10 protein-coding genes are annotated in these 12981 nt (G+C 61.3%); 8 read left to right on the top strand and 2 right to left on the bottom strand.

What is annotated here, in order from left to right; all coding sequences use genetic code 11:
- Position 1 precedes the first annotated feature (1 nt).
- The 8 genes from AC4CWH_RS24145 (at position 2) to AC4CWH_RS24180 (ending at position 10722) form a co-directional block, all read left to right on the top strand.
- A complete protein-coding gene (locus AC4CWH_RS24145) occupies positions 2 to 1453 on the top strand; it encodes an FAD-binding oxidoreductase (RefSeq protein ID WP_491321746.1) in 1452 nt (483 codons plus the stop codon).
- The gene (locus AC4CWH_RS24150) at positions 1453 to 4977 is read left to right on the top strand and encodes an indolepyruvate ferredoxin oxidoreductase family protein (protein ID WP_491321747.1); all 3525 of its coding nucleotides are present in this window, start codon (positions 1453 to 1455) and stop codon (positions 4975 to 4977) included. The genes AC4CWH_RS24145 and AC4CWH_RS24150 overlap by 1 nt, the downstream gene beginning before the upstream one ends.
- Positions 4974 to 5795: an enoyl-CoA hydratase/isomerase family protein gene (locus AC4CWH_RS24155; protein WP_491285840.1), complete on the top strand. Its 822-nt coding sequence runs from the start codon at positions 4974 to 4976 to the stop codon at positions 5793 to 5795. The genes AC4CWH_RS24150 and AC4CWH_RS24155 overlap by 4 nt, the downstream gene beginning before the upstream one ends.
- Positions 5796 to 5835: 40 nt before the next feature.
- The gene (locus AC4CWH_RS24160) at positions 5836 to 6810 is read left to right on the top strand and encodes an isopenicillin N synthase family dioxygenase (RefSeq protein WP_491321748.1); all 975 of its coding nucleotides are present in this window, start codon (positions 5836 to 5838) and stop codon (positions 6808 to 6810) included.
- 72 nt (positions 6811 to 6882) lie between these two features.
- Positions 6883 to 7920, top strand: a complete 1038-nt coding sequence (locus tag AC4CWH_RS24165; RefSeq protein WP_491285838.1) for an ABC transporter substrate-binding protein — start codon at positions 6883 to 6885, stop codon at positions 7918 to 7920.
- Positions 7921 to 8027: 107 nt separating this feature from the next.
- Entirely contained in the window at positions 8028 to 9086 is a 1059-nt protein-coding gene (locus tag AC4CWH_RS24170; RefSeq protein ID WP_491321749.1) for an ABC transporter ATP-binding protein, read from the top strand.
- Positions 9083 to 9940 carry an ABC transporter permease gene (locus AC4CWH_RS24175; RefSeq protein WP_491321750.1) on the top strand — a complete coding sequence of 286 codons (858 nt, stop codon included), beginning with the start codon at positions 9083 to 9085 and terminating at the stop codon, positions 9938 to 9940. Before AC4CWH_RS24170 ends, AC4CWH_RS24175 begins: the two co-directional genes overlap by 4 nt.
- Entirely contained in the window at positions 9940 to 10722 is a 783-nt protein-coding gene (locus tag AC4CWH_RS24180; RefSeq protein ID WP_491285834.1) for an ABC transporter permease, read from the top strand. Before AC4CWH_RS24175 ends, AC4CWH_RS24180 begins: the two co-directional genes overlap by 1 nt.
- A 164-nt stretch (positions 10723 to 10886) precedes the next feature.
- On the opposite strand, the gene AC4CWH_RS24185 is transcribed toward AC4CWH_RS24180, so the two are convergent.
- Both AC4CWH_RS24185 and AC4CWH_RS24190 read right to left on the bottom strand, forming a co-directional pair.
- The gene (locus tag AC4CWH_RS24185; RefSeq protein WP_491285831.1) at positions 10887 to 12611 is read right to left on the bottom strand and encodes an ABC transporter substrate-binding protein; all 1725 of its coding nucleotides are present in this window, start codon (positions 12609 to 12611) and stop codon (positions 10887 to 10889) included.
- Positions 12612 to 12696: 85 nt separating this feature from the next.
- Entirely contained in the window at positions 12697 to 12978 is a 282-nt protein-coding gene (locus AC4CWH_RS24190; RefSeq protein ID WP_491321751.1) for a DUF2160 domain-containing protein, read from the bottom strand.
- Between the last annotated feature and the right edge of the window lie 3 nt (positions 12979 to 12981).

The raw sequence follows: 12981 nt of genomic DNA on the forward strand, positions 1-12981 counted from the left end.
CATGCCCGAAATCCGTCCATCGCGGCGGCAGCCGTTCATGACGGCGTGCCCCGAAAGACTTGACGCGCTTGCCGCAAATCTTGCGCGCGTCCTCGACAAAAACGCCATCCTTGCCGGTGCGGCAGTGGGTGCCGCCTATTGCGGGGATGCGACCGACGAGCGGGGTGCTGCCCCCGCCCTCGTGTTTCGCCCGAGAAACACGCAGGAGGTCGCAGCCGTCCTGTCGGCATGCAACGCGGCGGGCCAGCCTGTCGTTGTCCAGGGTGGGCGCACGGGCCTTTCCGGTGGCGCGCGGCCTCAGGCCGGCGAAGTGTCTCTGTCTCTCGAACGCATGACCTCTCTTGGCGCCGTCGACAGGGCTGCCGGAACGATCATGGCCGATGCGGGTGCAACGCTTCAGTCCGTGCAGGAAAAGGCTCTCGATCACGACCTGATGTTCGGCGTTGATATCGGCGCGCGGGGAACGGCCACCATCGGCGGCAATATCGCCACCAATGCCGGCGGCATCCGGGTCCTGCGTTATGGCATGTACCGCGCCCAGGTGATGGGTCTTGAGGCGGTCCTGGCCGACGGAACCGTCCTTTCCAATCTCAAGGGTCTGGCCAAGGACAATTCCGGTTATGACCTCGGCGCGTGTTTCATCGGCACGGAAGGCACGCTTGGCGTCATCACGCGGGCCTGCCTGAAACTTCATCCAAAGCCGCGCGCGCAGGCCAATGCCTTTTGCGCACTGCCATCGCTTGGCGCCGCCATTGCTCTTCTGGAGAGCCTGCGCGGCACGCTTGGGCCGCTGATCTCCGCGTTCGAGGTGATTTTTCCCGAGGTCTATGCAGGCGTGATTGCCCATTCGGGTGCCACGCCGCCGGTTCCGGTCAATGCCGGCATGTATGCGCTGATCGAGATCCAGGGCCAGTCGGAAACGGATGACGAGGCACGGTTTTCAGAGGCGCTGATGGTGGCTTATGACGATGGCCTTGTCAGCGACGTGGCGGTCTCGACCTCGGCGCGCGACTACGCGGCGATCTGGGCTTTGCGCGAGGGTGCAAGCCAGTTCATCTTCAGCATGGACCATGTCACCGGCTTTGATATCGGGTTGCCGATCCCGGTCATGCAGGCGTTCATCGAGACGGCGTCGCACGCTGTGCTGAGCGCCGATCCCGATGCGCAATTTTATATCTTCGGCCATCTCGGCGATGGAAACCTGCATTATCTCGTGCGCACCCGCGAACATGCGCGCGTGGCGGATGCCGCCTTTGCCGCCGTTGCCCGTTATGGCGGGGCGATCTCCGCCGAGCATGGCATCGGCCTCGACAAGAAGCGCTGGCTTCCCTGGGTCAGAACGCCAGCAGAAATGGCGGCAATGCGCCGTCTCAAATCAGCCTTCGACCCGCACAACATTCTCAATCCCGGCCGCGTCTTCGATCTGAAGCCTGCGGCTGCAGAGTACGTCTAATGTCTGCAACGCCCGCTGCTTCCCAACGCCCCGAACCCACGCCCTCCGAACCGGCCTCAAGGCTTGATGACCGCTACACGCTCGAGCGTGGCGCTATTCTGGTTTCGGGCACGCAGGCGCTGGTGCGCCTGCCGATGGTGCAGCGCCAGCGCGATCTGGCGCGCGGGCTCAATACCGCCGGTTACGTGTCCGGCTATCGCGGGTCGCCGCTTGCCAGTTTCGACCGGGAAATGGCCCGCGCCAAACGTTATCTTACCGAACACCATATCCGCTTCCAGCCCGGCCTTAACGAAGACATGGCCGCCACGGCCCTCTGGGGAACACAGCAGACCTCGCTGTTTCCCGGCGCGCGTTACGATGGCGTGTTTTCCATGTGGTATGGCAAGGGACCGGGCGTAGACCGGACCATGGATGTCATCCGCCACGCCAATGCTGTCGGCACCGATGCCAAGGGCGGCGTGCTGCTGCTGGTGGGCGATGATCATGGTGCGGTCTCCTCGACCCTGCCGCACCAGAGCGAGCATAACCTCATCTCGGCCATGGTGCCGCTTCTGTCTCCCGCCGGTGTCGGCGAATACATCGATTACGGCCTGCTGGGCTGGGCCATGAGCCGCTATTCCGGCGCCTGGATCGGCTTCAAATGCCAGACGGAAGTGGTCGAATGCACCGCGACCGTCACCCTTGACCCGGAGGCTTCGACCATTGTTTATCCAACGGAAGCGGGCGGTTTTTCCCTGCGCTGGCCCGATGGTCCGCATGCCATGGAACGGCGGCTGGAAAACAAGATGGAGGGCGTGCATGCCTTTGCACGCGCCAATGCCATCGATCGCTCACTTTGGGCAATCCCGGCCGGCAAAGCCCGGCTCGGCATCGTCTCCACCGGCAAATCCTGGCTCGATCTCAAGGGCGCGCTCTCAAGCCTTGGCATCGACGAGCAGCGGGCGCTGGCGCTCGGCATCCGGCTTTACAAGGTGGGGCTCGTCTGGCCCCTCGAACCGGAAGGGCTGTCGCGGTTTGCATCCGGCGTGGAGCAATTGCTGGTGGTCGAGGAAAAGCGGCCGATCATCGAGGACCAGATCAAATCCCTGCTGTTCAACATGGCAACCGACCAGCGACCACGCGTGTTCGGCAAGATCGGCGTCAACGGCAAACCTCTGCTGCCTGCTGCCGGCGAGATCGATGCGGTCTCCGTGGCCGGTGCGATCCTGTCGCTTCTCAACGATCACGATGCCGGATTGGCCGCACGCGCCCATGACATCGAAGCGGCCCTTTCTGCCAGCGCCGTCGAGACACCGGCGCTAAAGCGCGATCCCTATTTCTGTTCGGGCTGTCCGCACAGTGTTTCCACCCGTTTGCCGGAAGGCAGCCGCGCCTCTACCGGCATCGGCTGCCACATGATGGTGATCGGGCTGGAGGAACGCAGCACCTCGACATTCACCCAGATGGGCGGCGAAGGCGGCGCCTGGATCGGCCTTTCGCAGTTTACCGACGAGAAGCATATTTTCGTCAACATGGGCGACGGCACCTATTTCCATTCCGGTGTTCTGGCCATCCGGGCCGCCATCGCCGCCAAGGTCAACGCCACCTACAAGATCCTCTACAACGACGCCGTGGCCATGACCGGCGGCCAGAAACACGATGGCGAGGTCACCGTTCCCGGCATTGTCGGCCAGATGCTGGCCGAAGGTGCGGCGCGTGTCGCGGTGGTCGCCGAACGCCCGGAGGTCTGGCAGGGCAGACTGCCAAAGGGGGTGAGCGTCAATCACCGCGACGAGCTTGACGACGTGCAGCGGCAGTTGCGCGACGTCGAGGGCGTCACCGTTCTCATCTACGATCAGGTCTGTGCCGCAGAAAAACGCCGCCGCCGCAAGCGCGGGGCGCTTGCCGTCTCCGACAAGCGGGCCTTCATCAACGAACTGGTCTGTGAAGGCTGCGGCGATTGTTCGGCGGTGTCGAACTGCATCTCGGTCGAGCCGCAGGAAACCGAGTTCGGTCGCAAGCGCCGCATCAACCAATCAAGCTGCAACACCGATCTCTCCTGCGTGAAGGGTTTCTGCCCCAGCTTCGTGACCATCGAAGGCGGCACGATCCGCAAACCGGCGGCAAAGGCGGCAAAGGTTTCGTTCGATGACCTGCCGCTGCCGCAGATGCGCACCCTTACGGAGCGCCCTTACAACATGCTGCTTGCCGGCATCGGCGGAACCGGCGTCATCACCGTCAGCGCCATCCTGTCGATGGCCGCGCATATCGATGGTCTGGCGGTTCAGACGCTCGACCAGACGGGGCTGGCGCAGAAGAACGGCGCCGTGGTGTCGCATCTTCGTGTTGCACGAGACCCGCAGCATATTTCCTCGATCCGCATCGGCTCGGGCGAAAGCGATCTGGTTCTGGGCTTCGACATCGTGGTTTCGGCAGCAAAGAGCGCCCTGCAGACCTTCAAGGCGGGCCGCACGCAGGCCGTGCTCGATGACCACTTTGCCCCCACCGCTTCCTTCGTGCAGAACACCGCACTCGATTTCCGCCAGGAAGCCACGCTGAACGCCCTGCGCAAGGCCGGCGGCCACGATGCGGTGACGCTCGTTGCCGCCACAAAACTCGGTCTGGCCCTGATGGGCGATGCCATTGCCGCCAACATGTTCCTGCTCGGCCATGCCTTTCAGCGCGGCCTGGTGCCGATCACGCTCGATGCGATCCTTGCCGCGATTGATCTCAACGGCACCGGTATCGCCATGAACCGGGCGGCCTTCGGCTGGGGCCGCCGCTCGGCGATCGATCCGGATGCCGTCAAGACGGCGGCCGGTGCCGGGGCGCCCGAGGAAAAGCCGGCCGAAACGCTTGAGGATATCGTCAGGCGACGTGTCGACTTCCTCACCAACTACCAGAATTCCGCCTATGCACGGCGGTACAGCAGGCTGGTGGAAACCGCTCGCACCGCAGCTTCCAGTCTTGTCGGGGGTGAAGCCTTTGCTGAAGCCGTGGCGCGCAATGCCTTCAAGCTCATGGCCTATAAGGACGAGTATGAGGTCGCCCGCCTGCACCGCGACCGGAGCTTTCACGACAAGATCGCCGCACAATTCGAAGGTGATTTCGAGGTGAAGCACCACCTCGCGCCGCCGCTGTTCTCTCGCAGGACCGACAAGCGCACCGGCAACCCGGCCAAGATTGCCATTCCCGGCAAGTTGATTGCCCCGGCTTTTGCAGCGCTTGAAAAGATGAAGGTGCTGCGCGGAACGCCGCTCGATGTCTTCGGCTACACCCATGAGCGCCGCACCGAACGCCGGCTGGTGGCCGACTATTTTAGCCTGATCGACGGGCTTGCGGCAGCGCTATCGCACGGCAATCTCGATCACGCCACCGCACTTGCCGGCCTGCCCGACCAGATCCGTGGCTTCGGCCCAGTCAAGACGGCAGCGATCGCACGGTTCGAGAAAAGCAAGGCCGACCTTCTGGCAAAACCTGCCAGCACCGGCGCCATTTCCGCAGACACGCCCACAGACATGACCGCAAGAAGGAAGACCGTATGAGCACGACCGCCCCGTTCGAAACCATCCTCTACGAGAAGGACGGCACGGACAAGTTCGCGACGATCACCCTCAATCGCCCCGATAAACTGAACGCCATGAACAAGACGACGGTGCGCGAGATCGACCGGGCCGTCGCCATGGCGGTGGCCGATCCTGATGTCAATGCGCTCGTCATCACCGGTGCCGGCCGTGCGTTCTCCTCCGGCTACGATCTCCAGGGCGCCGACTATGATGTCGACATCGAATCCTGGCAGGCGGATATGACCGAGAACGCCCAGGCGCTTCTCAATATCTGGAAAGCGCCAATCCCGGTCATCGCGTCCATCAACGGTTATGCGCTCGCGGGTGCGCTGGAGCTGATGATGTCCTGCGATCTGGCGATTGCTGCTGACAATGCCAAGTTCGGCGAACCCGAAGTGCGCCACAATTCCGGTCCGCCGGCGCTGTTCATGCCGTGGCTGCTGTCGACGCGCGACACGCGCTGGCTGATGTACACAGGCGATCTGGTGGACGCCGAAGAAGCGCTGCGCATGCATCTGATCAACAAGATCGTGCCGGCCGATCAGTTGAAGGAAAAGACCGAGAACCTGGCGCGCAAGCTGGCGCGTATGCCGGTTCCGGCCATCAAGTTTGCCAAGGCCTCGATCAACAACCAGCAGGTCGCCGCGGGCCTTCACACAGCCTTCGACTACAATGTCCACGCCATCGCCGCCCTTCACGTCAGCACCAAGGGCCAGGAGTGGATGCGCAATCTGCAGAAGATGTCGCTCAAGGAATATCTCGAATTCCGTGATGCGCCCTTCAAGGGCCTCGATTGATCCCGCAGCCGCCAAGGCGAGACAAGAACCGGAAAAGGGTATGACAATGCAGACGGCTTCAACCGCCACACCGGACCTTAACAGCATCCCGGTGATCGATATTGCGCCTTTCATTGCAGGCACGGACGGCGGTGCAGCCGTTGTCGCGGCCATCGAGGCGGCTTGCCGCGAAACCGGCTTTTTCCTCGTCACCGGCCATGGTGTTTCCAAAGAGGCGACCTCCGATCTCTACAATCTGGCCCGCGCATTCTTTGATGAGCCGGCGGAGTGGAAAAAGCAGCAGGGGCGCGGCACGGCCCTTGAAGGGGGCGTATCGTTTTCGCCACTGGCCGACGAGGCGCTGAGTGCAACGCTCGGCATCAAGACGCCGGGCGACTACAAGGAAAGCCTTAATTTCGGCCATCGGCTTGGCGGCGACACATGGCCGTCAAAACCTGCCGGACTGGAAGCCGCCTTCCACGCCTATTTCGCCGAAATGGAAGCGCTGTCACGCCATTTGCGCCGGGCGTTCTGCCAAGCGATCGGCCTTGCGCCGGATTATTTCGAGCCGGCATTCGAGAACCATCTCTCGGCACTGCGGGTCATCAACTATCCCGAACAGAGCGAAAGCCCGCTGCCCGGTCAACTGCGCGCCGGCGTTCATACCGATTATGGTTTCATGACCATCCTGCGCTCGGAAGCGTCTCCCGGCGGACTTCAGGTGCGCAACCGCGCCGGGGACTGGCTGGACGCGCCCAATATCGAGGGCGCCTATGTCGTCAATATCGCCGATGCCTTCATGCGCTGGACGAATGACGAGTGGGTTTCGACACCCCATCGGGTGGCCAATCCGCCGGGCAAGTTCAAAGGCACGACACGACGCCAGTCGATCCCGTTCTTTCTCAATCCCTCGCGGGACACCGTTATCGAATGCCTGCCGCCGTTCGCGGCCAAGGCTGCGGCCCGTTACGAGCCGATCACCTATGGAGATTACATCGCCCTGAAGACCAGCCAGGCCTTCGGCAAGCCATCCTGACGACAGGAAACGAAAGATCGTCCGTCGCCCATTGCTCTCACCCATGACACCGCAACGATAAGGGGAACTGAAATGATGACCATGAACAGACGGCACCTTCTTGCCGGAATGGGCGGCTTTGCAGCTGCCGGAATGATCGGCATGCCCGCCCGCGCCGAGGGTAAGACACTCGTTGTGCCGACGCTTGGCGGGGCGTGGGAGCAGTTCTGGCGCACGACTTTGGCACCGGCCTTTACCGCCAAGAGCGGCGCAGCCGTAACGCTTGACGCCGGCAACGGCCGGGTATGGAGCGCCAACCTGCGGGCTGCAGGCGTAAAGAACCCGCCTTATTCCATCCTGATGACCAACGAAGCTTTCGCCTCGAGCCTTCGCAAGGAAGGTTTTTTCGAGAAGCTCGATCTCACCAAGCTGTCGAACTACAATGACCTCTATCCGCTGGCCAAGAAGACCGATGGCTGGGGTGCGGTCGCCATGGTGTCGCCCATCGGGCTCGCCTACCGCACCGACATGGTGAAGACGCCACCGAAAAGCTGGAAGGATCTTTGGGACAATCCGGAATTCAAGGGACGCATCGGTCTTTACAACTTTGCCAACACGGCCGGCAAAATGGAACTGATGCTGGCCTCCAAGATTTTTGGCAAGGACCAGTATGATATCGATGCCGGCTTCAAGGCACTCGAAAAGCTCGGGCCCGTTATCCAGGCCGATTTCAACCTCTCGACCGGCATCGCGTCCGGCGAATTTGTCGTTGCTCCCTTCGATTTCGGCGAAGTGGCACGCCTTCGCGCGCAAGGCCTGCCGATCGATGTCGTGGTGCCGGAAGAGGGTCTGATCATGTTCGACCAGACGCTCAACATTCTGGCCAACGGACCGGAAAAGGAACTGGCCTACGAATACGCCAACTTCCTGCTGTCTCCCGAGGGACAGCTGCCATTGATGAAGCAGTTCTTCGTCTCGCCCACCAATTCCAAGGTGATCGTGCCCGAGGACCTGAAGAAGGACGTGCCGATCTCGGGCGCCATGATGGACAAGGTCCTGACCTGGGACTGGAATTTCATGAACGAGAAACAGGCCGCCTTTGCCGAGACCTGGGCAAAGGTCATGCGCTGATTGCAGGTTTTTCTCCTCAATCACAATGGTCGGGCCGCGTAGAGCGGCCCGGTACCCCGGCATAGGCGCGCGCAACACCATCGCGGGCAGAATTTGGAAGATCGATCATGACAGAGGTGAGCATTGAAGGGCTGACCAAGGACTATGGAAGCTCTCTGGCGGTGAACGGGATTTCCGTGAAGATTGCCGATGGCGAGTTCATCTCACTGCTTGGCCCTTCCGGTTGCGGCAAGACGACGACGCTGAAGATGATTGCCGGTTTCGAGGAGGCGACAGCCGGTGCCATCCGCTTTGACGGTCAGGATGTGGTCAACGTGCCCGCCGAAAAGCGCGACATCGGCATGGTGTTCCAGAACTATGCGCTGTTTCCCCATATGACGGTGGCGCAAAACCTGGCCTTCGGCCTTGAAATGCGACGCGTCTCCCGATCGGACATTGCCGCGCGCACGGCACGCGTCCTCGACATGGTACAGCTGTCTGGATACGCCGACCGCTATCCACGCCAGCTTTCCGGCGGACAACAGCAGCGTGTGGCGCTGGCCCGTGCTCTGGTGATCGAGCCCCGTATCCTGCTGCTCGACGAGCCGCTGGCCAATCTCGATGCCAAGCTGCGCGAGGAAATGCGGGTGTTCATTCGCGACCTGCAAAAGCGGGTCGGCATCACCACCGTCTACGTGACGCATGATCAGGCCGAGGCGATGACCATGTCCGACCGGGTGGTCGTGATGTTCGGCGGTCGCATCGCGCAGCATGGTTCACCCTCCGATATCTACGAGCGACCAGCCAGCCTTGAGGTCGCGCAGTTCGTGGGTCAGGTGAATATCCTGGAAGGCAAAGTGGTTTCACCGGCCGCCGGCGATCTGACCCTTGTCGATACGGTTCTCGGGCAGTTTCTGGTGCGCGGTGTCGCACCTGATGCCAACGGCACAGTCATACTGACACTGCGTCCCGAAGCCGTCGAGCTTGCAAGCGCCGATAACGGTGGCGCCCAGGCCACCATCTCCGCCAGCTATTACTCGGGAAGCCTTGTCGATTACCGCCTGACGCTGGACAATGGCCAGACGATCAATGTGCAGACCTTCCCGCGCAATCGCTGGGCTGCGGGAGATCGCGTCACCATCAAGGTTGACGGTGAACGCTTCTGGCCGCTCGGGGCGCCGTCATGAGTATCAGTTCCCGCTCCGCAAAGCCGTTCCTGTTGATTGCGCCGGCCGTGCTGCTGCTCGGCCTCTTCCTCGTCCTGCCCTATATCAATATCGGCATCATGAGCTTTCGCAATCCGGGCAATGGCTCTCCTTATGCCCCCGGTTTTACCACCGGCAATTATCTCAGGCTGTTTTCCGACAGCTTTTATCTGGAGCAGATCGCCAATACGCTGATGATCGGCGCCATCACAACATTTGCCTGCCTTATTCTGGGTTTTCCCGTCGCCTGGCAACTGGCCAGAACCCAGATGCGGTTTCGTGGCCTCGCCTATGGGCTCGTGCTGTCGCCATTGCTCGTGGGCATCGTGATCCGCAGCTATGGCTGGACGATCCTTCTGGGCAATAACGGCATCATCAACCGCACGCTGATCAACATGGGGCTGATCGATAGTCCGCTAGGGCTGATGTATAATTCGCTCGGCATCGTCATAGCCCTCGTCCATGTCTTCCTGCCGTTCATGATCCTGCCGCTGATGAGCGCGCTTCAGGGGATCGACCCCTCCATCGAGGCCGCGGCACGCTCGCTGGGAGCCGGCAGGATCACGGCGTTCCGGCGCATCGTGCTGCCGTTGTCCATGCCAGGGATCCAGGCCGGCTGTATCCTGGTCTTCGTGCTCTCGCTCAGTGCCTATGTGACGCCCTCGCTGATTGGCGGCCTGCGGGTGAAGACAATGGCCGTCAGTGTGGTCGATGCCCTGATCGACACGTTCCAGTGGCCGTTCGGTTCGGCCATGGCGCTGATGCTTTCTCTGACGGGCGCGCTTGTCGTGTTGATCTTTGCCCGGCTCACCCGCATGAAATGGAAGGCGAACTGATGTCGAAACCCTTGCTGACGGGCTATTGCCTGGTCATTTACGCCTTTCTGCTCCTGCCAATCCTCGTGGTCGTCGGCGCGTCGTTTAATGCCGGTGCATTCCTGACATTTCCGCCGCAGGGCCTGTCCTTCCGGTGGTATGTCGTGTTCTTCAACAACGACGTCTTCATGCGGGCGATCAGGACATCGCTCTGGGTGGCTGCGGTCTCGACGGTGATTTCGGGCATCATCGGCACAATGGCTGCGATGTTCTACATCCAGCATTCCGGTCGCTGGAAGGAAAGTGTGCGGCTTGCCATGCTGCTGCCGCTTCTGCTGCCGGAAGTGCTCACCGCCATATCGCTGCTGTTCTTCGTCTATTCGATTGGCATCGGCACGAAGACCATCGCCGCGATGATCATCGGCCATGTGCTGATCACGCTGCCCTTCGTGTTCATCAATGTCTCGGCTGCGATGGAATCTTATGATCCCGCCTGGAGCCTTGCGGCACGAAGCCTCGGGGCGGGTCCCTTCACCCGCTTTCGCCGCATCATGTTGCCCCTGATCAAGCCCGGCGTCATCGGCGGCTGCCTGTTCGCATTCATCATTTCCTTCGATATCTTCACCATCTCCTTCATGTTGAAGAATATCGGAACAGCAACGCTGCCCATCCAGCTTTACGATTACCTGCGCACCAATTTCACGCCGGAGGCCGCAGCCGTCTCGACGGTTTCGATTGTGCTGACGCTGGCCGTGGTGATCATTTCGGAGAAAGTGCTCGGGTTGCGGATCCACAGGTTCTGATGGCAGCCGTCTCTCGGATTGTCATGGCCGATCACGCTCAGTCTCGCGCTTCAATGAATGGCTATGGACATTGAATGATCTCTGCGCCAGCTACCCACATCCCCAAAAAAAGCCGGCGGATGATGAACATCCGCCGGCGCAATCGCTCACTTGGTCCGCCCGTATTACTTCTTCTGCCAGCTCTTCACCAGCTCGTCATAATTGACGGTGAGGGGCTTTTCCTTTTCGTTCGCAACCTTCAACTGCGGCGCAAGGTGGCCCTTGGCGACGGCATCCTTGTTCCAGTAGGCCAGATCATGCTCTTCGGCGAGCTTCGGGCCGATATCGCCCTGAACGCCGGCGCGCTCGAGGCGTTGCATGACCTTTTCCTGTTCCGAGCACAGCGAGTCCATGGCGGCCTGCGCGGTCTTTGCTCCGGAAGAGGCATCGCCGATCGCCTGCCACCACAACTGGGCAAGCTTTGGATAATCCGGCACATTGGTGCCGGTCGGCGACCATTGCACGCGGGCCGGCGAGCGGTAGAACTCGATGAGGCCACCGAGCTTTGGCGCACGGTCGGTGAAGCTCTTGTGCTGGATGGTCGATTCCCGGATCAGCGTCAGGCCGACATGGCTCTTTTTCACGTCGACGGTCTTGGAGGTGACGAACTGGGCATAAAGCCACGCCGCCTTGGCGCGGTCATCAGGGGTGGATTTCAGCAGCGTCCAGGAGCCGACGTCCTGGTAACCCAGCTTCATGCCGTCCTTCCAGTAGACGCCGTGCGGGCTGGGCGCAAAGCGCCATTTCGGCGTCCCGTCGGCGTTGACGACCGGCAGGCCATCCTTGACGAGATCGGCGGTAAAGGCCGTGTACATGAACATCTGCTGGGCGACTTCACCCTGTGATGGCACCGGCCCGGATTCCGAGAAGGTCATGCCTTGCGCTGACGGCGGTGCATAGGCCTTCAACCAATCGAGGTATTTCTGGATGGCGTAGACGGAGGCCGGCCCGTTGGTATCGCCGCCGCGCGCCACGCAGGAGCCGACCGGACGGGATTTTTCGTCCACCTTGATGCCCCATTCATCCACCGGCAAGCCGTTCGGCAGGCCCTTGTCGCCATTGCCGGCCATGGAAAGCCAGGCGTCGGTAAAGCGCCAGCCGAGCGATGGGTCCTTCTTGCCATAGTCCATGTGGCCGAAGACCTTCTTTCCGTCCTGCTCGCGGCCGGTGAAGAATGCGGCAATGTCCTCATAAGCCGACCAATTGACGGGAACGCCGAGATCGTAGCCGTATTTCGCCTTGAAATCGGCCTTGTTCTTGGCGTCGTTGAACCAGTCATAACGGAACCAGTAGAGATTGGCGAACTGCTGGTCCGGCAGCTGGTAGAGTTTGCCATCCGGCGCGGTGGTGAATTTCAGGCCGATGAAGTCCTGCAGGTCGAGGCCGGGGTTGGTGACGGCCTTGCCTTCGTTGGCCATCCAGTCGGTCAGCGAGCGCGCCTGCTTGTAGCGCCAGTGGGTGCCGATGAGGTCGCTATCGTTGACATAGGCGTCATAGATATTTTCGCCGGACTGCATCTGCGTCTGCAGCTTTTCGACCACATCGCCTTCGCCGATCAGGTCATGGGTGATCTTGATGCCGGTGATTGCCGTGAAAGCTGGCGCCAGCACCTTGGATTCGTATTCATGCGTGGTGATGGTCTCGGAAACAACCTTGATATCCATGCCGGCAAAGGGCTTTGCCGCATCGATGAACCATTGCATTTCCTTTTCCTGGTCGGCGCGCGTCAGCGCCGACATGTCCTTGATTTCCTTGTCCAGGAACTGCGTTGCCGCGTTCATGTCGGCAAAGGCCGTCCCTGTCATTGCCAGCAGCAGGGCTGCCGTTGTCGTCATCAGGTGCCGTCGCATAAGGTCTCCTCCCAACGTTGCGATTGCAGATAGTCGTTTAGAATTGCCTGCCGGTCCCACCCGGCAGGCCTTCTGGCCCTCCTGGCTAAACGAAGCGGAACACGCCGATCGCATAGACCACGGACAGGGCCAAAGCCCACCATAGACTGGGCCCTCCAAGACCCAGCCATGCGAGATGAATGAATGCGGAGCCCAGCAGCGACACGAACAGGCGGTCGCCGCGCGTCGTCTCGAACCTCAAAACTCCAACCCGCGGACCACCGCCCGGCGACAGGTATTCCCAGACGCCCATGGCCGCGATCAACGTGAAGATGCCGATGAAAAACAGCGCCGTCGGCAGTGTCCAGGCCATCCATGTGAAGCTCACCGC

It is taken from the genome of Neorhizobium sp. PAMB6716 (assembly GCF_058242805.1).